This is a genomic window from Streptomyces sp. NBC_01408 (genome assembly GCF_026340255.1).
Taxonomy (GTDB): domain Bacteria; phylum Actinomycetota; class Actinomycetes; order Streptomycetales; family Streptomycetaceae; genus Streptomyces.
Window position 1 is genome coordinate 308,353 of sequence record NZ_JAPEPJ010000001.1, and the last position, 22,002, is coordinate 330,354.

22 protein-coding genes and 1 riboswitch are annotated in these 22,002 nt (G+C 70.7%); of the genes, 13 read left to right on the forward strand and 9 right to left on the reverse strand.

Annotation, left to right across the window (positions count from 1 at the left end; genetic code table 11):
- Positions 1 to 3 precede the first annotated feature (3 nt).
- Positions 4 to 744 carry a helix-turn-helix transcriptional regulator gene (locus OG447_RS01355; RefSeq protein WP_266934329.1) on the reverse strand — a complete coding sequence of 247 codons (741 nt, stop codon included), beginning with the start codon at positions 742 to 744 and terminating at the stop codon, positions 4 to 6.
- 112 nt (positions 745 to 856) lie between these two features.
- On the opposite strand from OG447_RS01355, the gene OG447_RS01360 reads away from it, so the two are divergent.
- Genes OG447_RS01360 through OG447_RS01370 form a run of 3 tightly spaced genes read left to right on the forward strand, consistent with a single transcriptional unit; the run spans position 857 to position 2,218 of the window.
- Positions 857 to 1,057, forward strand: coding sequence for a hypothetical protein (locus OG447_RS01360; RefSeq protein WP_266934330.1), 201 nt, complete (start codon positions 857 to 859; stop codon positions 1,055 to 1,057).
- Positions 1,054 to 1,332 carry a hypothetical protein gene (locus OG447_RS01365; RefSeq protein WP_266934331.1) on the forward strand — a complete coding sequence of 93 codons (279 nt, stop codon included), beginning with the start codon at positions 1,054 to 1,056 and terminating at the stop codon, positions 1,330 to 1,332. The genes OG447_RS01360 and OG447_RS01365 overlap by 4 nt, the downstream gene beginning before the upstream one ends.
- Positions 1,310 to 2,218 carry a 1-aminocyclopropane-1-carboxylate deaminase/D-cysteine desulfhydrase gene (locus OG447_RS01370; protein ID WP_266934332.1) on the forward strand — a complete coding sequence of 303 codons (909 nt, stop codon included), beginning with the start codon at positions 1,310 to 1,312 and terminating at the stop codon, positions 2,216 to 2,218. Before OG447_RS01365 ends, OG447_RS01370 begins: the two co-directional genes overlap by 23 nt.
- 145 nt (positions 2,219 to 2,363) lie before the next feature.
- On the opposite strand, the gene OG447_RS01375 is transcribed toward OG447_RS01370, so the two are convergent.
- Positions 2,364 to 3,941, reverse strand: coding sequence for a Na+/H+ antiporter (locus tag OG447_RS01375; protein ID WP_266934334.1), 1,578 nt, complete (start codon positions 3,939 to 3,941; stop codon positions 2,364 to 2,366).
- A 54-nt stretch (positions 3,942 to 3,995) separates the two neighbouring features.
- Here OG447_RS01375 and OG447_RS01380 point away from each other — a divergent pair, with 54 nt between their 5' ends.
- From OG447_RS01380 to OG447_RS01390, 3 genes are all read left to right on the forward strand, one after another.
- Positions 3,996 to 4,256: a UBP-type zinc finger domain-containing protein gene (locus OG447_RS01380; RefSeq protein WP_266934335.1), complete on the forward strand. Its 261-nt coding sequence runs from the start codon at positions 3,996 to 3,998 to the stop codon at positions 4,254 to 4,256.
- A 211-nt stretch (positions 4,257 to 4,467) separates the two neighbouring features.
- On the forward strand, positions 4,468 to 4,881 hold the full coding sequence (locus tag OG447_RS01385; RefSeq protein ID WP_030012703.1) for an anti-sigma regulatory factor: 414 nt from the start codon (positions 4,468 to 4,470) through the stop codon (positions 4,879 to 4,881).
- Positions 4,882 to 4,892: 11 nt separating this feature from the next.
- Positions 4,893 to 5,903, forward strand: coding sequence for an RNA polymerase sigma factor SigF (locus OG447_RS01390; RefSeq protein WP_266938701.1), 1,011 nt, complete (start codon positions 4,893 to 4,895; stop codon positions 5,901 to 5,903).
- 207 nt (positions 5,904 to 6,110) lie between these two features.
- On the opposite strand, the gene OG447_RS01395 is transcribed toward OG447_RS01390, so the two are convergent.
- Entirely contained in the window at positions 6,111 to 6,554 is a 444-nt protein-coding gene (locus tag OG447_RS01395; RefSeq protein ID WP_266934336.1) for a hypothetical protein, read from the reverse strand.
- An 83-nt stretch (positions 6,555 to 6,637) separates the two neighbouring features.
- On the opposite strand from OG447_RS01395, the gene OG447_RS01400 reads away from it, so the two are divergent.
- The gene (locus OG447_RS01400; RefSeq protein WP_266934337.1) at positions 6,638 to 7,603 is read left to right on the forward strand and encodes a diacylglycerol kinase family protein; all 966 of its coding nucleotides are present in this window, start codon (positions 6,638 to 6,640) and stop codon (positions 7,601 to 7,603) included.
- Between the two features lie 318 nt (positions 7,604 to 7,921).
- Positions 7,922 to 8,179: a WhiB family transcriptional regulator gene (locus tag OG447_RS01405; RefSeq protein ID WP_003953983.1), complete on the forward strand. Its 258-nt coding sequence runs from the start codon at positions 7,922 to 7,924 to the stop codon at positions 8,177 to 8,179.
- A 169-nt stretch (positions 8,180 to 8,348) separates the two neighbouring features.
- On the opposite strand, the gene OG447_RS01410 is transcribed toward OG447_RS01405, so the two are convergent.
- Together OG447_RS01410 and OG447_RS01415 are read right to left on the reverse strand one after the other, a co-directional pair.
- On the reverse strand, positions 8,349 to 9,818 hold the full coding sequence (locus OG447_RS01410) for a sensor histidine kinase (RefSeq protein WP_266938702.1): 1,470 nt from the start codon (positions 9,816 to 9,818) through the stop codon (positions 8,349 to 8,351).
- 472 nt (positions 9,819 to 10,290) lie between these two features.
- Positions 10,291 to 10,887 carry a TetR/AcrR family transcriptional regulator gene (locus tag OG447_RS01415; protein WP_266934338.1) on the reverse strand — a complete coding sequence of 199 codons (597 nt, stop codon included), beginning with the start codon at positions 10,885 to 10,887 and terminating at the stop codon, positions 10,291 to 10,293.
- An 84-nt stretch (positions 10,888 to 10,971) separates the two neighbouring features.
- Between OG447_RS01415 and OG447_RS01420 the strand changes: the two genes are divergently transcribed.
- A complete protein-coding gene (locus tag OG447_RS01420; RefSeq protein ID WP_266934339.1) occupies positions 10,972 to 11,733 on the forward strand; it encodes an SDR family oxidoreductase in 762 nt (253 codons plus the stop codon).
- Positions 11,734 to 11,882: 149 nt separating this feature from the next.
- Positions 11,883 to 12,668 carry a glucosamine-6-phosphate deaminase gene (gene nagB / locus OG447_RS01425; RefSeq protein WP_266934340.1) on the forward strand — a complete coding sequence of 262 codons (786 nt, stop codon included), beginning with the start codon at positions 11,883 to 11,885 and terminating at the stop codon, positions 12,666 to 12,668.
- 134 nt (positions 12,669 to 12,802) lie between these two features.
- Here the strand turns inward: nagB and OG447_RS01430 are convergent, their stop codons facing one another.
- The 4 genes from OG447_RS01430 to OG447_RS01445 all read right to left on the reverse strand — a co-directional run bounded on the left by OG447_RS01430 (position 12,803) and on the right by OG447_RS01445 (position 17,597).
- Positions 12,803 to 14,284, reverse strand: a complete 1,482-nt coding sequence (locus OG447_RS01430; RefSeq protein ID WP_266934341.1) for a glycoside hydrolase family 3 protein — start codon at positions 14,282 to 14,284, stop codon at positions 12,803 to 12,805.
- Between the two features lie 8 nt (positions 14,285 to 14,292).
- Positions 14,293 to 15,171, reverse strand: coding sequence for a carbohydrate ABC transporter permease (locus OG447_RS01435; protein WP_266934342.1), 879 nt, complete (start codon positions 15,169 to 15,171; stop codon positions 14,293 to 14,295).
- Positions 15,168 to 16,187, reverse strand: a complete 1,020-nt coding sequence (locus tag OG447_RS01440) for a carbohydrate ABC transporter permease (protein ID WP_266934343.1) — start codon at positions 16,185 to 16,187, stop codon at positions 15,168 to 15,170. The genes OG447_RS01435 and OG447_RS01440 overlap by 4 nt, the downstream gene beginning before the upstream one ends.
- 126 nt (positions 16,188 to 16,313) lie before the next feature.
- Positions 16,314 to 17,597 (reverse strand): extracellular solute-binding protein, encoded by a 1,284-nt coding sequence (locus OG447_RS01445; RefSeq protein WP_266934344.1) that lies wholly within the window; start codon positions 17,595 to 17,597, stop codon positions 16,314 to 16,316.
- A gap of 290 nt (positions 17,598 to 17,887) precedes the next feature.
- Here OG447_RS01445 and OG447_RS01450 point away from each other — a divergent pair, with 290 nt between their 5' ends.
- The 3 genes from OG447_RS01450 (at position 17,888) to OG447_RS01460 (ending at position 21,169) form a co-directional block, all read left to right on the forward strand.
- Complete coding sequence (locus OG447_RS01450) at positions 17,888 to 18,652, forward strand: GntR family transcriptional regulator (protein ID WP_266938703.1); 765 nt, start codon at positions 17,888 to 17,890, stop codon at positions 18,650 to 18,652.
- Positions 18,653 to 18,752: 100 nt separating this feature from the next.
- Positions 18,753 to 20,975, forward strand: a complete 2,223-nt coding sequence (locus tag OG447_RS01455; RefSeq protein WP_266934345.1) for a carbon starvation CstA family protein — start codon at positions 18,753 to 18,755, stop codon at positions 20,973 to 20,975.
- Positions 20,972 to 21,169, forward strand: a complete 198-nt coding sequence (locus OG447_RS01460; RefSeq protein WP_266934346.1) for a YbdD/YjiX family protein — start codon at positions 20,972 to 20,974, stop codon at positions 21,167 to 21,169. Before OG447_RS01455 ends, OG447_RS01460 begins: the two co-directional genes overlap by 4 nt.
- Positions 21,170 to 21,788: 619 nt before the next feature.
- Positions 21,789 to 21,920, forward strand: a riboswitch (cobalamin riboswitch).
- Positions 21,921 to 22,002: the final 82 nt, after the last annotated feature.

Genomic DNA, 22,002 nt, shown 5'->3' on the forward strand with positions numbered 1-22,002 from the left:
GGGTCATGCCTCCACAGGGCGCGCCGTCTCCCACACGGCATCGAAGCTGTCCGCGTAGGTGTCGAACATGCCGCCGGATTCGTGGCGGCGGAGGTGCCACACGGGCGCACCGTACGCGTTCACGCCCCAGACGTGGGCATTGACCAATACCTGATCATCCGCCCGGTACAAGCTGTTGTAGAGCGTCGTGCCGTGTGTCCGAAGCTCGATACCGGGAACGCTCGCCAACGGCTGGTAGTGCAGGAGAGCGAGGCGGCAGCGGGATTCGATGCCGTGCCCGAACTTCTCTTCCTGCCCTCGCTGCTGGACGTTCTCACTGTCCGCATCACCGACTGCGATGCGTAACGCGCACCCATCGGCAGCACGCTCCCGCAGGAGATCGTTCAGCCGGGGATACGCCTCGTGCAGGAACACCGCCGCGTAGACCAGGACGTCGATCCGCTCGCGCGCCGCCGTGAGGAGATCCACGAACACGGATACGGGAAGGTCTGCCCGCTGGTCGTACAGCGCGACCAGTTCCGAACTGACGGCCCGTGCTGCCCGTGCTTGCCGGAGCGCGGGCCACAGTGCGTGGACGTCCTCGCCCAACATCTCGGCAGCCTTGAGGGCGGTCCCCCGCCGTGGGGTGCGCCCGAGGTTGACCCAGCGTTCCACGCTTTTCGAGTCCACGCCCGTCACGCTGGCCAATGAGGCGTGTGTCCAGCCTCCGGATGCCATGACAGCCCTTAACCGCTCGTTCTGCATGAGGACGTTGTACAGGCTGTGGGACGTCCCGAAGTGTCGAACGTACGAGGTTCCCCCGTCCTGATCACCAGCGCGACGATCACGACACCAGCGGACGGTGAAGGGATTCGGAATGGTGCGAGGACTGTGGCAGCAGGTTGAACAGCGTGACCCGTTCCCGGTGCGCGACCCCGATCCGGCGGACCCGGACTGCGACGTGTGCGGGGCACTGGTCGCGCAGCGTGCACATTGCTACCGGCTGGGGGACCTCTCGGGGGTCGTGGACCGCAACGTCGAGATCCGCCGGCACCCGCACGCCGAGGAGGGCCGATGACGCGCACCGGGTTCCCGCACGTGCCGCACAACATCCGGTACGCCCCCGAGGGCGGGGTGACCTTCGAGGTGTTCTGCGCGGCTTACGGCTGCGGAGCCGAATCCGGCGCGAACGACGATCAGGCGGGAGCCCAGGACTGGGCGCTCACCCACGCTGGGCGCACCGGGCACGAGCTGTTCCGGCGGGTGGTGACGGATTACGGCCGTGCCACACCGTGCGGCGGCACGTGTGGGTGCGGACCACAATGGACGGGTGAACCGCCCCGCGAACGTTGACGGGCTCTTGGAGCCGCGTCCGCCGTCCCCGCTGCAGGAAGTCCGTGACGACAGGTTCGAGCGGTACGGCGTACGGCTCCTCCTGAAGCGGGACGACCTCGTGCATCCCGAGCTGCCCGGGAACAAGTGGCGCAAGCTCGCGCCGAACCTGCGGGCCGCCGTGGCGGGCGGGTACGGCTGCCTCGTCACCTTCGGCGGGGCCTACTCGAACCACCTGCGGGCCACCGCGGCGGCCGGACGGCTGCTGGGCCTGCCCACCGTCGGCATCGTGCGCGGCGACGAGCTCGCCGGCCGCCCGCTCAACGAGTCCCTCGCCCGCTGCGCCGCGGACGGGATGCGGCTGCACTTCGTCTCCCGCGCCGACTACCGCCGCAAGGCCGAGCCCGGGACGCGGGCCCGGCTGCTGGCCGGGGCCGGGGGCGAGGGGGCGTACGTCGTCCCCGAGGGCGGCAGCAACGCGCTCGCCCTGCGCGGGTGCGCGGAGCTGGGCCGCGAGCTGCGCGGGGCGGCGGACGTGGTGGCGGTGGCCTGCGGCACCGGCGGCACCCTGGCGGGCCTGGCGGCCGGGCTGGGCCCCGGCCAGCGGGCGCTGGGCGTACCGGTCCTGGCGGGCGGCTTCCTGGGCCCGGAGATACGTTCCCTCCAGACCCTGGCCTTCGGCGCCCCGGCGGGCGACTGGAGCCTCGCGGAGGACTTCCACCACGGCGGCTACGCACGCGTCCCGGCCCCGCTGGAGGCCTTCGCCGCCGAGTTCGAGGCTCGCCACGGGCTCCCCGTCGAGCGGATCTACGTGGCCAAGCTGCTCTGGGCCCTGGCCGAGCTCACCGCGACCGGCACCTTCCCGCCCGGCACCACCCTGGCCGCGATCGTCACCGGCCGACCTTAGTCCTCAGCCTCGCCGGCCATACCCAGCCTCGCCGGCGTTTGAGGCGCGGGGGTCCGGGGGCTGAGCCCCCGGCAACGGAGCCGCACGTCACGACCGCCCGGCGCAGCCGGACCCACCCCGCCGAGCACCCCCGCAGGGGCCACGGCTACGCCTCCTCGCGGTAGGCCGCCGCCTCCTCCAGGTCCAGCCTGCGCAGCAGCGCCCGCAGCATCTCGTCGTCGATCCGGCGCCGGTCGCGCAGGGTGACGAAGACCTCCCGTTCGGCCTCGATCATCTCGCGGGCCAGGCGCCGGTAGACGTCGTCCGCGGACTCCCCGGTGATCGGGTTGACCTCTCCCAGCCGCTCCCACACCGCGTTGCGGCGCCGCTCCATGACGGTCCGGAGCCGGTCCGCCAGGGGGCCCGGCAGGCTGTTCGCCGGGTCCTCCAGCAGTTCCGCCAGCCGTTCCTCCGCCGCCCGCGAGGCCTCGCTCTGCGCCTGCGCCTCCGCGAGGGTCTCGGCGTGCAGGTCCCGCGGCGGCAGCCGCAGTACCCGGATCAGCGGGGGCAGCGTCAGTCCCTGCACCACGAGGGTGCCGATGACCGTGGTGAAGGTCAGGAAGAGGATCAGGTTCCGGTGCGGCACGGACATCGGCACGGAGAAGGCGATGGCCAGCGAGACCACTCCGCGCATCCCCGCCCAGCCCACGATCACCGGGGCCCGCCAGTCGGTCTCCGGCTCCCGGCTGCGGACCCGGGCCGACAGCCAGCGCGGTACGAACGTCGCGGGGAACACCCACAGGAACCGGGCCACCACCACCATGACGAACACCGCGACGGCGTACCAGGCGGCGACCATGCCCTCGTACTCCCCCAGGCCCTTGAGGACGACCGGCAGCTGGAGCCCGATCAGCGCGAACACCACGGACTCCAGAATGAAGGCGACCATCCGCCACACCGCCTCCTCCTGGAGCCGGGTGGCGAAGTCGACCTGCCAGTTCCGGTGCCCGATGTACAGGGCCACCACGACCACGGCCAGCACTCCCGAGGCGTGCACCCGCTCGGCCGCCGCGTAGGCCACGAAGGGGATCAGCAGCGAGAGGGTGTTCTGGAGCAGGGGCTCCTTCAGGCGCGTGCGCAGGTGGTGGATCGGAACCATCAGCAGCAGGCCCACCCCGACCCCGCCCACCGAGGCCAGCAGGAACTCCGCGATCCCGCCCGCCCAGCCTGCGCCGACCCCGACCACGGCGGCCAGCGCCACCTTGTAGGCGGTGATGGCGGTCGCGTCGTTGACCAGGGACTCACCCTGGAGGATGGTCGTGATCCGGTTCGGCAGCCCGAGTTTGCGGGCGATCGCGGTGGCGGCCACCGCGTCGGGCGGCGCGATCACCGCGCCGAGCACCAGCGCCACGGGCAGCGACAGGCCCGGCACCAGCAGGTACGCCGCGTACCCGACGACGAGGGTCGCGAAGAGCACGTAGCCCACCGACAGCAGCGCGATCGGCCTGATGTTCGCGCGCAGGTCCAGGTACGAGCTGTCCACGGCGGCGGTGTGCAGCAGGGGCGGCAGCAGCAGCGGCAGCACGATGTGCGGGTCGAGGGCGTACGTGGGCACGCCCGGGACGTACGCAGCGAGCAATCCGGCGGCGACCAGCAGCAGGGGCGCGGGCACCGGGGTCCGGCGGGCCAGGCCCGCGACGACAGCGCTGCCGGCCACCAGCGCGACCAGCGTCAGTACCTCCATCGAAGCCCATCCTCATCCGTCGTCCGGCGGCGGCCGCGTCGTACGCTCGTCATCATGAGCGAGTGCACCCACGTTGCCGAACTGCCGCGCCCCGAGCCCGTCCCGAGCGCCCAGACATGCCCTGAATGTCTGGCGGTGGGCAGCCACCCCGTGCAGTTGCGGCTCTGCCTCTGGTGCGGATACGTGGCGTGCTGCGACTCTTCTCCCCTGAAGCACGCCACGGCGCATTACCACGAGTCCGGTCACGCGGTGATGCGCAGCTTCGAACCGGGCGAGACCTGGCGGTGGTGTTTTGTCGACGGTTCGATCGTGTGAGTTGGGGTAGGTCAACCCTCCGCCGGTTCCCCCGATTTGGGCCCGCAGACCTCTAGCCACTGTGCGTACCCGTGGGCTTACCATCAGTCACCGGGTAGGGCTTGCTGGTCCGGGCGCCCCAAGCGGGTGCCATGAGGGGTGCCGCGACACGATCGCCCGGATCGCGATAGCGTCACCGGCGAACAGAGCTCGTACCACCTTGGAGGTGAGGGTGTCCCAGATCGCAGGCGAGCCCGGGACCCAGGACTTCGTGGAAGTCCGGCTGCCCGCTGCGGGTGCCTACCTGTCGGTGCTGCGGACGGCCACGGCCGGCCTCGCGGCACGTTTGGACTTCACCCTCGACGAGATCGAGGACCTCCGCATCGCGGTGGACGAGGCCTGCGCGATCCTGCTCCAGCAGGCCGTGCCCGGCTCCGTCCTCAGTTGCGTCTTCCGGCTGATCGACGATTCGCTGGAGGTGACCGTCTCGGCGCCGACCACCGACGGGCGCGCGCCGGAGCGTGACACGTTCGCGTGGACGGTCCTGTCGGCGCTGGCCGGCAAGGTCGAGGCGACGGTCGAGGAGAACCGGACGGTGAGCATCAGTCTCTACAAACAGCGCGGCGCGGGACCAGGCCCGGCGTGAGCGGCAGGGAGATCCCGGTGCGGGGCGGGGATCGGCCCCCGGTACGACATGAGGTCGACGGCGGCATCCCGGAGCAGCAGCACGCCCGGCCGCACCCGGCTGACGCGGATGCGGAAGACGGCTTTTTGGACTCGGCGGAGCGACGGGCGGGCCCTATGAGCGAGAACCAGCACGACCAACCACAGCCGCCGGCACCCCAGGCCGGGGAGGCCGCTGCCACGGCCCCTTCGGCGCCGGTGTTCCCGGTGACCCCGGCGCTGCCGGATCCGCGCGACCGCAGTGGCGCGCGGGCCCTGTTCATCGAGCTGCGGGCGCTGCCCGACGGCTCGGTGGAGAAGGCGGAACTGCGCAACCGGCTCGTACGGATGCACCTGCCGCTGGTCGAGCACCTGGCCCGGCGGTTCCGCAACCGCGGGGAGCCGCTGGACGACCTGACGCAGGTGGCGACGATCGGCCTGATCAAGTCGGTGGACCGGTTCGACCCGGACCGCGGGGTCGAGTTCTCCACGTACGCCACCCCGACGGTGGTCGGCGAGATCAAGCGCCACTTCCGGGACAAGGGCTGGGCGGTGCGGGTGCCTCGCCGTCTGCAGGAGCTGCGGCTCTCGTTGACCACGGCCACCGCGGAGCTGTCCCAGCAGCACGGCCGCTCCCCCACGGTGCACGAGCTCGCGGAGCGGCTCGGGATCTCCGAGGAGGAGGTGCTGGAGGGGCTGGAATCGGCCAATGCCTACAGCACGCTCTCGCTGGACGTCCCGGACACGGACGACGAGTCGCCGGCGGTCGCGGACACCCTGGGTGCGGAGGACGAGGCCCTGGAGGGCGTCGAGTACCGCGAGTCCCTCAAGCCGCTCCTGGAGGGGCTGCCTCCCCGGGAGAAGCGGATCCTGCTGCTTCGCTTCTTCGGCAACATGACCCAGTCGCAGATCGCGCAGGAGGTCGGCATCTCCCAGATGCACGTCTCGCGCCTGCTGGCCCGCACCCTGGCCCAGCTCCGCGAGAAGCTCCTCGTCGAGGAGTGACCGGGGAGCCGGGGCGGGCGGGCCCTGAGAGGAAGGCGGGCGGGCCCTAGTGCTGTGGCCGGGAAGGTTTGCCGGGGCGCGTCGTCCGGTGCGGTGCATCGCAAGGCGGAGGGCCGCGACCCGTACTGGACGTACCGGCGCGGTCCGACAACGCGGCGAGGCGCCGTGCCGGGCGGCGCGACCCGGTGGACCTTTCCGGTCACAGCACTAAGCGGAAGGGGCCCCGATGCCCAGGGCCTCGGTCGCCGTCGGGTTCACGAGCAGGGCCGCGACGGCCACCGCGGCCAGGGCCAGCGCCACGGCGGCGGCGATCATCGCGCCGCCGCTGTTGAACAGGGTCCAGGCCACCGGCAGCGCCATCAGCTGGGTGATCAGTGCCGGGCCGCGGCTCCAGCGGCGGCCCCGGCGCAGCCCGCGGGCCGCGACGAGCGGCAGCGCGGCGAGCGCGAGCAGGGTGACCCCGCCGGTCACGGCCTGCCGTACGGAGTCGGGGTCGCCGGTGATGCCCACGACCAGCATGTAGACGCCGAGGCCGGCCAGCGCCAGCCCTTCCAGGGCGGTGAGCACGGCGGCGGCGGTCAGCCGTCCGGGCAGCGCGACGGGCCCGGCGGTGTCGGGGGCGGGGGTGTTCGGGGGCTGCTTCTCACTCACCCCAGCAGCGTAGCCGCCTGCCCGGGGCCCGGAGGGGACGGGCAGTAGAGTCGGTGTGCGACGGGGTGGGTAGTCTGGCGCTCATGCGTGCACTTCTCGTGGCCAATCCAGCAGCGACGACCACCAGTGCGCGCACGCGCGACGTCCTGGTCCACGCCCTGGCCAGCGAGATGAAGCTGGAGGCGGTGACCACCGAGTACCGGGGGCACGCCCGGGACCTGGGGCGCAAGGCCGCGCACGAGGGGCTCGACCTCGTGGTGGCGCTCGGCGGCGACGGCACGGTCAACGAGGTGGTCAACGGGCTGCTGCACGACGGGCCCGATCCGGAGCGGCTGCCCCGGCTGGCGGTGGTTCCCGGCGGCTCCACCAATGTGTTCGCGCGGGCCCTCGGTCTGCCCAACGACGCGGTCGAGGCGACCGGCGCCCTGCTGGACGCGCTGCGCGAGCAGCGCGAGCGGACGGTGGGCCTGGGTCTGGCGGCGGGGACGCCGGGCACGGAGGACGAGTCGGTTCCGGCGCGCTGGTTCACCTTCTGCGCGGGCTTCGGCTTCGACGCGGGCGTGGTCGGCCGGGTCGAACAGCAGCGGGAGCGCGGCAAGCGTTCGACGCACGCCCTGTACGTACGACAGCTCATGCGGCAGTTCTGGGAAGAGCCGAACCGCCGGCACGGCACGGTCACCCTGGAGCGGCCCGGCGCGGATCCGGTGACGAATCTGGTGCTGTCGATAGTGTGCAACACCTCGCCGTGGACGTATCTGGGCAATCGTCCGCTTTACGCCTCCCCGGAGGCGTCGTTCGATACTGCGCTTGACGTATTGGCTCTCAACCGTTTGTCAACTCCGGCGGTCGCGCGGTACGCGACACAGCTCCTGACCTCCACTCCTGAGCGCGGCCCGCACGGCAAGCACGCGGTGTCTCTGCACGATTTGACCGACTTCACCTTGCATTCGAAGGTTCCTCTTCCCTTCCAGATGGACGGCGACCACCTCGGACTGCGCACCAGCGTTCGGTTCACAGGCGTACGCCGGGCACTGCGTGTGATTGTGTGAGTGGAAGGGCCCAAAGGCCTTTCACTCGAACGTTTACACGCCGGTCCACCCCTAGGAAGTAGGGCTGTGACCTAGTCGACACCGACGAATCAAAAAAAACTTTCCGGAAGGGGTTGTATCCCCGTCCGAGGTTTGCGAATCTCTACATGGCGATCGGGACAGCCCGCACAACCCGGCACCCACACAGATCGCCAGAACCCCTCCACGAATCACGGACCGCACCGGGCAACTGGGCGTCGGCCCTTCCCTCACGAGGGGATTCGTGAAAGCGTTCACATTCACAAGCAACGTGCATGTCACACAAGAGAGGTAGCAGCCATGGACTGGCGTCACAACGCCGTTTGTCGTGAGGAAGACCCCGAGCTGTTCTTCCCCATCGGCAACACCGGTCCTGCGCTGCTGCAGATCGAGGAAGCCAAGGCCGTCTGCCGCCGCTGCCCCGTCATGGAGCAGTGCCTCCAGTGGGCGCTCGAGTCCGGTCAGGACTCCGGCGTCTGGGGCGGTCTCAGCGAGGACGAGCGCCGCGCGATGAAGCGCCGCGCCGCTCGCAACCGGGCGCGCAACGCCAGCGCCTGACAACGACTTTTGAGCCTCGACGCGCAGCGCGTAGTAACCGTATAAGCGCTTGGCAACGTGCTCTTGAACCCCGGACCGGGAACCATTCGGTCCGGGGTTCAGTGCTGTCCGGGCTGCCAGGGAACGCAGGTCGGTCACCGTACGTGACCGACCGGGCGGTCGGCGCGGGCTACTTCTGCGGGCTGGACGGTATGTCGAGGACGACCTTGGTACCGCGCGGCTGCGCCCGGAGCATGTCGAACGTGCCGCCGAGCTCGCCCTCCACGAGGGTCCGCACGATCTGCAGGCCGAGGTTGCCGGCCCGCTGGGGGTCGAAGCCCTCGGGCAGACCGCAGCCGTCGTCGAGCACCGTGATCATCAGCCGGCCGTCCGTGCGGCCGGTGCCGGTGCGGGTCGCGGACACCTCCACGGTGCCCCCCTCCCCCGCGGTGAAGGCGTGCTCCAGGGCGTTCTGGAGGATCTCGGTCAGCACCATCGACAGCGGAGTGGCGACCTCCGCGTCCAGGATCCCGAAGCGGCCGGTGCGGCGGCAGTCCACCTTGCCGGGGGAGATCTCCGCGACCATCGCGATCACGCGGTCGGCGATCTCGTCGAACTCGACCCGCTCGTCCAGGTTCTGAGAGAGCGTCTCGTGCACGATCGCGATCGAACCCACACGGCGCACGGCCTCGTTGAGCGCCTCGCGGCCGTTCTCCGAATCCATCCGGCGGGCCTGTAGCCGCAGGAGTGCGGCCACCGTCTGGAGGTTGTTCTTCACCCGGTGGTGGATCTCCCGGATGGTGGCGTCCTTGGTGATCAATTCACGTTCGCGACGTCGCAGTTCCGTGACGTCCCGGCACAGCACCAGCGAGCCGATCCGGACCCCCTTCGGCTTGAGGGGGATGGCGCGCAGCTGGATGACCCCACCGTTGCCCTCGACCTCGGTCTCCCTGGGGGCCCAGCCGCTGGCGAGTTTGACCAGGGCCTCGTCCACCGGGCCCCGGGAGGGGGCGAGTTCGGTGGTGGTGTCGCCCAGGTGCTGGCCCACGAGGTCGGAGGCGAGGCCGAGGCGGTGGTAGGCGGAGAGCGCGTTCGGCGAGGCGTAGGTGACCACGCCGTCGGCGTCGACGCGGATCAGGCCGTCGCCGACGCGCGGGGAGGCGTCCATGTCGACCTGCTGGCCGGGGAAGGGGAAGGAGCCCGCCGCGATCATCTGGGCCAGGTCGGAGGCGGACTGGAGGTAGGTCAGCTCCAGCCGGCTCGGTGTACGCACAGTGAGCAGGTTGGTGTTCCGGGCGATGACACCCAGGACCCGGCCCTCGCGGCGGACCGGGATGGACTCGACGCGGACCGGCACCTCCTCGCGCCACTCCGGGTCGCCCTCGCGCACGATCCGGCCCTCGTCGAGCGCGGCGTCGAGCAGCGGGCGCCGGCCGCGCGGCACCAAGTGGCCGACCATGTCGTCCTGGTACGAGGTGGGGCCGGTGTTGGGGCGCATCTGGGCGACCGAGACGTACCGGGTGCCGTCGAGGGTGGGCACCCACAGCACGAGGTCGGCGAAGGAGAGGTCGGAGAGCAGCTGCCACTCCGAGACCAGCAGGTGGAGCCACTCCAGTTCGGTTTCACTGAGAGCGGTGTGCTGGCGGACGAGGTCGTTCATGGAGGGCACGTTGCGAGCGTACCCCGGGTACGGCACATGACTTTCCCCACGGGAATACCCAGGAGTATCCAGGACGGCCGCGGGCCGCGTACTGTTGGAGGAAGTGACGGGATCCCAGGCCCCGTCATTGGATGGACAGAACAGATTGGTCTAGTCCACAATGAACTAAGCTTCCGCCCTCCCCGCACAGGAGGACGGATCGAGGTAAGCCGCGCGCTCTGCCCTGACCGCGCAGGCACCTCCCAAACGGCCGCCGGGAACCGCACACCCGACGGCCGAAAGTACTCCGGGCTACGGTGCCGGACGGGCTGAGGGTCCCGTTCTGGCACCGTGGCCCAGAGGAATTTCCGGGGCGGAATTTTCGAGGCGGAGCCCCTGGGCGGAGTCCTCCCGGGCCGGAGCCCTTCGGGGCCGGTCCTTCCGGAGCCGGAGCCCTTCGGGGCCGGAGCCCTTCTGGGCCGGAGCCGGCCCCCTACTGCGCGGGCCAGGCCAGTACGGCCCGCCGCGCGACCGCTTCCAGCTCTTCCCGGCTCGCCCCGTCACGTGACTGCTGGGACATCCCCTGGAGCACGGCCGCGGTGTAGCGGGCCAGCGCCCGCGCGTCCGTGTCCGCGGGCAGCACGCTGGCGGCGACGTCCGCCCCGATCCGGCTCTCGAACATCGCCATGGCGGCTGCGCGCCGTTCGCGCAGGGCCTCGGCCACCTCCTCGGAGGTGGTGTTGACGGCCGCGCTCATCACCATGCAGCCGCGGGGGTGGGCCGGGTCGGTGTAGACCTCCGCCGCCTCGCGCAGGACCCGATCCACGGCCGCGCGGGCGGTGGGCTCCTCGGCGAGCGCCACGCTCGCGAAGTCCGCGTACCGGCCGCCGTACACCACCACGACCTCGTCGAAGAGCTTGCGCTTGTCGCCGAAGGCCGCGTAGAGGCTGGGCGCGCTGATCCCCAGGGAAGCGGTCAGGTCGGCGATGGAGGTCGCCTCGTAGCCGTGCTCCCAGAAGGCGAGCATCGCCTTGTCCAGGGCGGCATCTCGATCGAAGGAGCGGGGCCTGCCGCGCTGTCCGGTCACCATGCGCTCATTCTATAGCGATCGCTAGGGAATCTGGTACGGTCCTTTCTGTAGCGATCACTAGTCATTTCGAAGGGGAGGTGCGCCATGGGCGTGCTCAAGGGGAAGACGGCACTGGTCACGGGCGGCAGCCGGGGCATCGGCAGGGCCGTGGCGGAGCGGCTGGCGGCGGACGGGGCGCTGGTGGCCGTGCACTACGGACGGGACGCGGCGGCGGCCGCCGCGACGGTGTCCGCCATCGAGGCGGCCGGCGGGCGGGCCTTCGCGATCGGGGCCGACCTCGCGGTCCCGGGCGGCGCACAGGCCCTCTGGGCCGCGTACGGGGCCCACCCGGCGCACACCGAGGGCGTGGACGTCCTGGTCAACAACGCCGGGGCGGCCACCTTCGCCGGGATCGGGGACACCGACGAGGAGGCCTACGACCGGGCGCACGCGCTGAACGCCAAGGCCCCGTTCTTCGTGATCAAGCACGGCCTGGCCCGACTGCGCGACGGCGGCCGGATCGTGAACGTGACCGGCACCCCGCACCTCGCCCTGCCCGCGATCCTGGCCACGGTCATGGCCAAGGGCGCGGTGAACGCGCTGAGCACCTCGCTCGCCGCCGAGCTCGCCCCGCGCGGGATCACCGTGAACTCGGTGGGCCCCGGCATCACCGAGACCGACCTGAACGCGGCCCTGCTCGCGGACCCCGCGACCCGGGCCCACCTGGCCTCCCGCTCCGTCTTCCGCCGGGTGGGCACGGCGGGGGAGGTCGCCGACGTGGTCGCCTTCCTGGCCTCGCCGGACTCCCGCTGGGTGACGGGCCAGCACCTCGACGCCACGGGCGGCTTGCAGCTGGCGCTGGCCTAGACGAGTAAGTCCGAAGTGGCGCCGCGCCGCCGGGAGGCCGGGGGCGGGGATCGGGATCACCATGGATAGCGGCGGGAACCCTCCCGGGGGCGGCGAGCTCTGCTAGATTGGTCTATACCACACCACCACTCCAGATCGGCAGGCCCCGCGTGGAAGTTGTCATCGTCCCGGACGCCAAGGCAGGCGGCGAGCTCATCGCGGAGGCCATGGCCGCCCTGGTCCGCCGCAAGCCCGAGGCCCTGCTCGGCGTGGCGACCGGCTCTACCCCGCTGCCCGTCTACGAGGCCCTCGCCGCCCAGGTCGAGTCCGGCCGGGTGGACGTCTCCCAGGCCCGGATCTGCCAGCTCGACGAGTACGTCGGCCTGCCGGCCGGGCACCCGGAGTCCTACCGCGCCGTGGTACTCCGCGAGGTCGTCGAGCCCCTCGGCCTGACGGAGGGGTCCTTCATGGGCCCCGACGGCTCCGCCGAGGACCTCGTCGGAGCCTGCGAGGCCTACGACCGGGCGCTGGCCGCGGCCGGCGGCGTCGACCTCCAGCTGCTGGGGATCGGCACCGACGGGCACATCGGCTTCAACGAGCCGTGCTCCTCCCTCGCCTCCCGCACCCGCATCAAGACGCTGACGCAGCAGACCCGCGTGGACAACGCGCGCTTCTTCGACAACGACATAGAGCAGGTGCCGCACCACGTCATCACCCAGGGCATCGGCACCATCCTCGACGCCCGCCACCTGGTCCTGCTGGCCACGGGCGAGGGCAAGGCCGAGGCCGTCGCGCAGACCGTGGAGGGCCCGCTCTCCGCGCTGGTCCCGGCCTCCGCGCTCCAGCTGCACCGCCACGCGACCGTGGTCGTCGACGAGGCGGCCGCGTCGAAGCTGAAGCTGGCGGACTACTTCCGGCACACGTACGCCAACAAGCCGGCCTGGCAGGGGCTGTAGCCGTTCCGGCACGATGCCGAAGGGCCTGGCCCCCCCGTGGGGGCCAGGCCCTTCGGCGTGTGCCCAAATCCAGCCCCGCCGGCGTTTGAGGTGCGGGGTCTGGGGCGGAGCCCCAACAGCCTGGCCGCAGGCCGCTACGCCCCGGCGATGACCTCGGCGGCGGCCCGCCCGCAGACCGGGGCCGCGCCGTGCGTCGCGATGTACAGGACCCCGCGCGGCTCCGCCCGGGGAAGGCCCATCTCGACCACGACCGTGTCCGGCCGGGCCGCGACCAGCGCGTCCACCGCCTCGGCCATCCACGGGTGGCGGTGCGCGTCGCGGACCACCGCGACGACGGTACGGTCACCCGCGGCCGCCAGGACCTCCCCGGCCGAGGCGCCTTCCCGGTGGACGCCCGAGGCGGTCCCCGGCACCAGCGCGGCCAGCTCGCCGGCCACGCCCCACGGGGTCTCGTCGCCCACCGCGAAGTTCGCCACGGGCGCGAACGTGGCCACGTACGGGGCTTCGATCCGGCTCGCCCGCCCGGTGATGACCAGGGCCCGGCGGGCCGCCGTCAGGCCGATGCCGGACGCGCCGCTCCCCTCCGGCAGCGCGTCCGGCCGTACCCGACGGGTCCATTCGGCCAGCGCGCGGACGCGGGCGGCGGCGTCGGCGAGCCGCTCCTCCGGGAGCGTGCCCTCGCGGACGGCCGCGACCAGCGCGTCGCGCAGCCGCAGGACGGTGGCCTCGTCGGCGAGTCCGCCGCCCACGCAGATCGCGTCGGCGCCGGCGGCGACAGCGAGGACCGAGCCGCGTTCGATGCCGTACGTCCCGGCGATGGCGTTCATCTCCATGCCGTCGGTGACGATCAGGCCCTCGTAGCCGAGCTCCTTGCGCAGCAGGCCGGTCAGGATCTGCGGGCTGAGCGTGGCCGGGCGGGTCGGGTCGAGGGCGGGCACCAGGATGTGCGCGCTCATCACGGCCTTGGTGCCGGCCTCGATCGCCGCCTTGAAGGGGACGAGCTCGCGGGCCTGGAGGGTGTCCAGGTCCACGTCGATGCGGGGCAGCGCGTGGTGCGAGTCGACGTTGGTGTCGCCGTGGCCCGGGAAGTGCTTGGTGCACGCGGCGACGCCGGCGGCCTGGAGGCCCTCGACGTACGCGGCGGTGTGCCGGGCGGCGAGGTGGGTGTCGGCGCCGAAGGACCGTACGCCGATGACCGGGTTGTCCGGGTTGGAGTTGACGTCCGCGGACGGGGCCCAGTTGAGGTTGACCCCGCACTCGGCGAGCCGGCGGCCCAGCTCGCGGGCGACCTCGCGGGTCAGGGCGGTGTCGTCGACGGCGCCGAGGGCCAGGTTGCCGGGGAAGGACGAGCCCGCGCGGACCTCCAGGCGGGTGACGTCGCCGCCCTCCTCGTCGATGGCGACGAGTACGTCGTCCCGCTCGGCGCGCAGCTGCGCGGTCAGCGCGGCGAGCTGCTCGGGCGAGGCGATGTTGCGGCCGAAGAGGCCGACGGCGGTGAGGCCCTCGCCGACCCGGCGGAGCAGCCAGTCCGGGGCGGTGGTGCCCTCGAAGCCGGGCTGGAGGACGGCGAGCGCGTCGCGGGTCACCGTGTCGAGGCGGTGCGCGAGGACAGTCATGGCGGCCGTTATCCCTTCACGGCGCCGGCGGTCATGCCGCCGACGGCCTTGCGCTGGAGGAAGATGAAGATCAGCAGGACCGGGACCGCGAAGAGCGAGGACGCTGCCATGGTGGCGCCCCAGTCGTTGCCGAAGGCCGACATGAACTCGGTCAGCCACAGCGGCAGGGTCTGCGCGGACTTGTCCTTGTTCAGGATCAGGACCATCGCGAACTCGTTCCAGGCGGTGATGAAGCCGAAGAGCGAGGTGGACATCAGACCGGGGGCCAGCAGCGGGAAGATCACCTTGCGGAACGCCTGGCCGCGGGTGCAGCCGTCGATCTGGGCCGCTTCCTCCAGGGTCACCGGGACCGCGGCGATGAAGCCGCGCAGGGTCCAGATGGTGAAGGGGAGGATCATCACGAAGTAGATCGCGGTGAGCAGCGGGAGGCTGTTCAGCATCTCGCCGTCGCGGGCGATCATGTACATCGCGATGACCATGACCTCCCAGGGGGCCATCTGGGCCATCATCACGGTGAGGACCAGGCCCTTGCGGCCCTTGAACCTCATCCGGGCGATGGCGAAGCTCGCGGCGAGGGCGACGAGCAGGGCCAGCGCGACGGCGCCGACGGTGACCAGGACGCTGTTGGTGACGTACGTCCAGAAGTTGGAGACCCCGGTGGCCTTGGTGAAGTTGTCCAGCGTCGGGGTGAAGACGAAGACCGGGTCCTTCGTGAGCATCTGGCTCGACGGCTTGAGGGCCGAGGAGAACATCCAGTACACGGGGAAGACGAAGACCAGGGCGAGGAGGAGCGCGCCGAGGTTCTTGGCCACTGCTGCGGGGCGGACCGGTCGGCGCTTGCGGAGCTGCTGCGCGGGCTTCGGCGCGGTGGTGGTGGTGCTGCTCACTGCTCCTCCTCCTGCTTCAGGATCAGGCGGAAGTAGAAGGACATGACGACCACGAGGATCAGGATCGTCAGGACGGAGATCGCGGCGGCGACGCCGTAGTGGGCCTGGCTCTGGCCCTCGACGTAGGCGAAGACCGGGAGGATCTCGGAGGCGCGGTCGGGGCCGCCCTTGTTCATCGCGTAGACCTGGGTGAAGGCCTTGAAGACCCAGATCACCTCGAGGAACGTGGTGATGAGGAAGAACGGCTTGAGGTTCGGGAAGACGATCTTCCAGAAGGTCTGCCAGCCGTTGGCACCGTCCATCCGGGCGGCCTCGTACAGCTCGGCGCCGACCGTGGTCAGTCCGGCGTACATGTTGAGGGCGACGAAGGGGATGGAGCCCCAGACCACGAGGACGGTGACGATCGTCAGGGTCGAGAGGCCCGTCTGCATCCAGTTGTGCTGCTCGTAGCCGGCGAAGCCGGCGGTGCGCATCACCCAGTTCATGACGCCGAACTGCTCGTCGAACAGCCACTTGAAGACCTGTACGGAAGCGACGATCGGCATGGCCCAGGCCATCACCAGCGCCATCGACAGGACCAGCCGCATCTTCTTGCCGAGCCGGTTCAGCAGGACGCCGATGAGGCTGCCGAGCACCATGATCAGTACGACGTTGGCCGCGGTGAAGGCGAAGCTGCGGACGACCACGGTCCAGAAGTCCGCGTCACCGATCAGCTCGGTGTAGTTGGAGAATCCCGCGAAGGGGTACTTCCGCTGAATGAACTCGATCTTGTTGATGTCCTGGAAGGACAGGATCACGTTCTTGATCAGCGGATACAGCAGCAGTGTCGCGAGGGCGAGCACCGCGGGCCCGACCAGCAGGTAGGGCAGCCACCCCGAGGGGAGTGACTTTCTGCCCCCGCGAGGAGACTTGGGACCGGGACCGGTCGGGGACTCGGACTTCTCGGGCCGTCCGGCGGACTTCTGTGGTGCGTCCTGTGGAGCGGCGGTCATCGCTCCCTGGGAGTGCACGGTCATGGCGTGGCTTCCTCGCGGTTGACTGTGGAGTCAAATGCGCGACCGGGGGCACGGCAGGCGGCTGGGCGCCTGCCGTGCCCCCGGTGCGATCACACTGCTGGGTGGTGCGGGAACTGCGGGGTGGGACTACTTGTTGATGCGGTTCGCGATTTCCTTGTCCGCGTCCGCACCCGCCTTGGCGGCGTCCTCACCGTTCAGGACCTTCGTCATGAACTCCTTGATGGGGTTCGGCTCGGTCTCGACGTTCGCCCAGCCCGCGGTGACCGGGGTGATCTTGCCGTTGAGGCCGGCCTTGGCCATGGCCTCGGCGAAGGAGCCCGCCGGGGCGGCGAAGTTCGCACCGGCCTGGTTCGGGAGCAGCGCGCCCTTGGTCTCGGCCGCGTACTTGGTCATCTGGTCCTTGCCGGCGGCGAGGGCCAGCCACTCCTTGGCGAGCTCCTTGTTCTTGGAGCGCTCGGCGACCGCGAGGTTCGAGCCGCCGAGGAAGACCGTGCCGGACTTGTCCGCGGTCTTGCCCGGGATCGGGAAGTAGCCGAAGTCGGCCTCCTTGCCCGCGTCCTTCAGAGCCTTCTCGGCACCGCCGGCCTCCCAGCCGAGACCGATCCAGGAGGCGACGCCACCCTTGGGAACGATGTCGGTGGACTGCTGCGGGGTGGCCTCGTCCTTGTCCTTGGGGGCCGTGGAGAAGGACTGGAGCTTCTTGTAGAAGTCCATCGCGGAAGCGGCCTGCGGGGTGCCCAGTCCGCCCTTCCACTTGGCGCCGTCCTTGACGGCGAGGTCGCCGCCCTCGTCCCATACGAAGCCGGCGAGGATGTACCAGCTCTGGCCCGGGAGGTAGATCGGCTGCGAGGCCGGGTCGGCCGCCTTCAGCTTCTCCAGACCGGCGACCCACTCGTCGCGGGTCTTCGGCGGGGTGACGCCGGCCTTCTCGAAGGCCTTCTTGTCGTAGATGACGACGCGGTTGGCGGCGTACCACGGGGCGGAGTAGAGCTTGCCGTCGACCTCGGCGGAGGCGAGCATGCTCTTCTGCCAGGCGTCGGCGCCGAGCTTGGCCTTGTCGCCGCTCAGGTCGGCGAGACCACCAGTGACCGCGTAGCCGGCGGTCTGGGTGTTGCCGAGCTCAAGAACGTCCGGAGGGGTGTTCTCGGAGAGGGCCGTGGTGACCTTCTCCTGGATGCCGGTCCACTTCTGCTCCTCGACCTTGACCGTGACACCGGGGTGCTTGGCCGAGAACTCCTTGTTGACCTCGTCGATCCAGGCCTTCGGCGCGGAGCCGTCCATCACCCAGACGGTGATCTCCTTGGGGCCCGAGTCGGCCTTGGCCTTGTCGTCGCTGCCGGAATCACCACACGCCGCGAGGCCGATAACCATGCCCGCGACTCCAACCGCCGCGATGAGCTTGCGCTTCACGCCACCCTCCTCAGGGATGCCTGCCTGCACTTCCCTTGCCCGCCGCGGCGACATACGCGAAGTACTGCACGTGGGGCCGGGATCTGATCCATATTGGTTTAGACCAGTAACCGGAGCTTGGCCTAGACCTTTAGGGGTGTCAAGGGTCTAATGATCGGGTGCTCGGTCCGTTATCGGACCGACACCTGGGGAGAGAGAAGGCCTGTCCCCCCGCACGTGTCACGATGTGACCGCACATATCGGAGGAGCCGGTGACGGCAGCGAAACTGGAGTCGGGAAGGCGGGCGGCGATGGCCACCGAAGGGGCGATCACGGAGCCGGAAAGCGGGGCAGCCACTCGCACGGCGCGCGTACCCAAGTACTACCGACTCAAGCGGCACTTGCTCGACATGACCGAGACACTGCCGCCCGGCACACCCGTACCGCCGGAGCGCACGCTCGCGGCCGAATTCGACACCTCGCGGACCACCGTCCGCCAGGCGCTCCAGGAGCTCGTCGTCGAGGGACGGCTGGAACGCATCCAGGGCAAGGGCACCTTCGTCGCCAAGCCCAAGGTCTCCCAGCCGCTCCAACTCTCCTCCTACACGGAGGACATGCGGGCCCAGGGGCTGGAACCGACCTCCCAGCTGCTGGACATCGGCTACGTGACGGCCGACGACACCCTGGCCGGCCTGCTCAAGATCACCACCGGCGGACGGGTGCTGCGCATCGAGCGGCTGCGCCTGGCCAGCGGCGAGCCGATGGCCATCGAGACCACGCACCTGTCGGCCAAGCGCTTCCCCGCGCTGCGCCGTTCCCTCGTCAAGTACACCTCCCTCTACACGGCGCTCGCCGAGGTGTACGACGTGCGCCTCGCCGAGGCCGAGGAGACGATCGAGACCTCGCTGGCCACGCCGCGCGAGGCCGGACTGCTCGGCACCGACGTGGGCCTGCCGATGCTGATGCTCTCCCGCCACTCGCTGGACGCCGACGGCGAACCGGTCGAATGGGTGCGTTCGGTGTACCGCGGGGACCGCTACAAGTTCGTCGCCCGGCTCAAGCGCCCCGCCGTCTGAACTCCGTCTGATACCGATATACGGACGGGTCTTACGTTCAGCGGGTAACCCCCCGTAGATTCCTGCGCTCACGCAGATGATCGACGAGGGGACGAGGGTCATGCCTGAACCGGAAACAACGGGGACAGAACGGGACGTGGCGAGTCCGGGCACCACGCCGGGCTCGCCCTCTGCGAGGTCCATCGCCGTATGGGTGCTCGTCGGCCTCATCGGGGCCCTCGGCTGGGGCGTGCTGGCCCTCTCGCGCGGCGAGGAGATCTCGGCCGCCTGGCTGCTCGCCGCCGCACTGGGCTCGTACGCGATCGGCTACCGCTTCTACGCGCGCTTCATCGCGCACCGCGTACTGAAGGTGGACAAGACGCGGGCCACCCCCGCCGAACGCCTTGACAACGGTGTCGACTTCCACCCGACCGACCGGCGGGTGCTCTTCGGCCACCACTTCGCCGCCGTCGCCGGCGCCGGCCCGCTCGTCGGGCCCGTGCTCGCCGCCCAGATGGGCTACCTGCCGGGCACCATCTGGATCGTCGCGGGCGTCATCTTCGCAGGCGCCGTCCAGGACATGGTCACGCTGTTCTTCTCCACCCGCCGCGACGGGCGTTCGCTCGGCCAGATGGCCCGGGACGAGATCGGCCCCGTCGGCGGAGCCGCCGCCCTGGTGGCCGTGTTCGCAATCATGATCATCCTGCTGGCGGTGCTGGCGCTGGTCATCGTCAACGCGCTGGCCCACTCCCCCTGGGGCGTCTTCTCCATCGGCATGACCATCCCGATCGCCCTCTTCATGGGCTTCTACCTCCGCGTGCTGCGGCCGGGCCGGGTCACCGAAGTCTCCGCCATAGGCGTCGCGCTGCTCCTGCTCGCCATCGTCGCGGGCGGCTGGGTCGCGGAGTCCTCGCTGGCCGAGACCTTCACCCTGGAGAAGGAGACGCTGGTCGTCTGGATGATCGGGTACGGCTTCGTCGCGTCGGTACTGCCGGTGTGGATGCTGCTCGCCCCGCGCGACTACCTCTCCACCTTCATGAAGGTCGGCACGATCGCGCTGCTCGCGCTGGGCGTGGTCATCGCGATGCCCACCCTGAAGATGCCCGCGGTCACCGACTTCGCCGCGCGCGGCGACGGCCCGGTCTTCGCCGGATCGATGTTCCCGTTCGTCTTCATCACCATCGCGTGCGGGGCGCTGTCCGGCTTCCACTCCCTGGTCTCCTCGGGCACCACCCCGAAGATGATCCAGAAGGAGACCCAGGTCCGGGTCATCGGCTACGGCGCGATGCTCACCGAGTCCTTCGTCGCCATCATGGCGATGATCGCGGCCTCCATCATCGACCCCGGCCTGTTCTTCGCCGTGAACTCCCCGCCGGGGGTCATCGGCACCACGGTCGAAACCGCCTCGGCGGCGGTGACGAACTTCGGCTTCGCCATCTCCCCGGAGGCCCTCGCTCAGGCGGCGAAGGACGTCGAGGAGGCCAGCCTGCTCTCCCGTACGGGTGGCGCCCCGACGTTCGCACTCGGAATGGCGGAGATCTTCTCGGCCGTCATCGGCGGCGCCGGGATGAAGGCCTTCTGGTACCACTTCGCCATCATGTTCGAGGCCCTGTTCATTCTGACGACGGTGGACGCGGGCACCCGCGTCGGGCGGTTCATGCTCCAGGACACCCTGGGCAACGTGCACAAGTCCTTCCGGAACGTCAGCTGGAAGCCGGGCGTGTGGCTCGCGAGCGCGATCGTCGTCGGCGGCTGGGGCTACTTCCTGTGGGTGGGCATCAAGGACCCGCTGGGCGGCATCAACCAGCTCTTCCCGCTGTTCGGCATCGCGAACCAGCTGCTCGCGGCGGTCGCCCTGGCCGTCTGCACCACGCTGCTGGTCAAGTCCGGGCGGCTGAAGTGGGCCTGGGTGACGGGCGTCCCGCTGGCCTGGGACGTGGCGGTCACGCTGACCGCGAGCTACCAGAAGATCTTCTCGGAGGACGTGAAGGTCGGCTTCTTCGCGCAGCGCGACAAGTACCAGGCCGGCATCGACGCGGACAAGGTCCTGCCGCCCGCGAAGAACATGGGCGAGATGCACACCGTGGTCACCAACGCCACGGTGGACGGCGTGCTGTCGGTGCTGTTCGCGGTCCTGATCATCATCGTGCTGCTGGACGCGGCCCGGACCTGCTTCAAGGCCATCAGCAACCCGGAGTCCGTGAAGCTGTCCGAGGCCCCGTGGACCGAGTCGAAGATCGTCGCCCCGGCCGGGCTGATCCCGACCCCCGAGGAGCGCGCGGAACTCGCGGCGGCCGGGCTCGACTCGGGCGGCGGCGCGGTGAAGGAGCCGGTGTCCTCATGAGCGGCCTGCGCGGGGCCCTGGCTAAGGCCTGGTTCTACCTGCGGGAGTTCTCGGGCGAGGCGGCGTACGACCGGTACGTGGCACACGCCCGCTCCCACGACCCGGCCGCGCCGGTCCTGACCCGGCGCGCCTTCGAACGCGCCCGTACGGACTCCCGCGAGGCCGACCCCCGCGAGGGCTTCCGCTGCTGCTGAGCGGTGCCCGTGCCGCAGGCCCCGCCGCGCTTCCGGCGGGGCCTTCGGCGTGCGGGTGCGGCGCCGTTGCTGGGGCGCTGCCCCAGGCCCCGCGCCTCAATCGCCGGCGGGGCTGGATTTGCCTCGGCTGCGTTGGGGCTTGGCAGTTCGGGGTGTGGGTCGGGGCCGCTCCGGAGCGTCTCCTCGGCTCGCGCACTGAGCCCCCGCTACGAGAGTCCGGCCCAGGTTGCGCGCTCGTCCTGCAGGGACTCTCCTGCGCGACCCCGCCCCACGCCCGGGCTCCGGAAGCGGAAGCCGGGGTGGAGGGGAGTGGGGACGCGCAGGGTTGTCCCCGCAGGACGAGCGCGCAACCCGGGCCGAGGACGTCAGGTCAGGCTCAGTGCGCGAGCCGAGGAGACAACCCGGAGCGGCCCCGCGCACCGACCCCACCGACCAGGCCGCCTGCCAAGGCGAAGCCAGGGCCACATCCAGCCCCGCCGGCGTTTGAGGCGCGGGGTCTGGGGCGGAGCCCCAGGGGCCCCCGGCAAGGCCGAGCCGGACACCGCCGAGCCGCCCGCAGGGCATGCGGCCTGTAGCCACGCCGACACAACATGTGGGGGCTACCGCAACGGCCCGCCCCCACATGTATGCTCATGCCTGCTGTCGCCGCAGGGGAATCCGGTGGGAATCCGGAACTGTCCCGCAACGGTATGAAGTGCACCCATTGGTGCATCCGCAAGTCCGAGGACCTGCCGACAGCGCGCCCGGCTCGACCGAACCGGGTGCCGACACGTCCGGGCCTCGCGGTTGGGCTGGTGGACGCCATGCGGTGTACGCGTTCTGCCACGCCCGCA

Bases quoted from the DNA above. Each gene is read 5' to 3' on its own strand.
- OG447_RS01355 (WP_266934329.1), bottom strand. From the start codon at position 744: ATGCAGAACGAGCGGTTAAGGGCTGTCATGGCATCCGGAGGCTGGACA.
- OG447_RS01360 (WP_266934330.1), top strand. From the start codon at position 857: ATGGTGCGAGGACTGTGGCAGCAGGTTGAACAGCGTGACCCGTTCCCG.
- OG447_RS01365 (WP_266934331.1), top strand. From the start codon at position 1,054: ATGACGCGCACCGGGTTCCCGCACGTGCCGCACAACATCCGGTACGCC.
- OG447_RS01375 (WP_266934334.1), bottom strand. From the start codon at position 3,941: ATGGAGGTACTGACGCTGGTCGCGCTGGTGGCCGGCAGCGCTGTCGTC.
- OG447_RS01380 (WP_266934335.1), top strand. From the start codon at position 3,996: ATGAGCGAGTGCACCCACGTTGCCGAACTGCCGCGCCCCGAGCCCGTC.
- OG447_RS01400 (WP_266934337.1), top strand. From the start codon at position 6,638: ATGCGTGCACTTCTCGTGGCCAATCCAGCAGCGACGACCACCAGTGCG.
- OG447_RS01405 (WP_003953983.1), top strand. From the start codon at position 7,922: ATGGACTGGCGTCACAACGCCGTTTGTCGTGAGGAAGACCCCGAGCTG.
- OG447_RS01410 (WP_266938702.1), bottom strand. From the start codon at position 9,818: ATGAACGACCTCGTCCGCCAGCACACCGCTCTCAGTGAAACCGAACTG.
- OG447_RS01415 (WP_266934338.1), bottom strand. From the start codon at position 10,887: ATGGTGACCGGACAGCGCGGCAGGCCCCGCTCCTTCGATCGAGATGCC.
- OG447_RS01420 (WP_266934339.1), top strand. From the start codon at position 10,972: ATGGGCGTGCTCAAGGGGAAGACGGCACTGGTCACGGGCGGCAGCCGG.
- OG447_RS01430 (WP_266934341.1), bottom strand. From the start codon at position 14,284: ATGACTGTCCTCGCGCACCGCCTCGACACGGTGACCCGCGACGCGCTC.
- OG447_RS01440 (WP_266934343.1), bottom strand. From the start codon at position 16,187: ATGACCGTGCACTCCCAGGGAGCGATGACCGCCGCTCCACAGGACGCA.
- OG447_RS01450 (WP_266938703.1), top strand. From the start codon at position 17,888: ATGGCCACCGAAGGGGCGATCACGGAGCCGGAAAGCGGGGCAGCCACT.
- OG447_RS01455 (WP_266934345.1), top strand. From the start codon at position 18,753: ATGCCTGAACCGGAAACAACGGGGACAGAACGGGACGTGGCGAGTCCG.
- OG447_RS01460 (WP_266934346.1), top strand. From the start codon at position 20,972: ATGAGCGGCCTGCGCGGGGCCCTGGCTAAGGCCTGGTTCTACCTGCGG.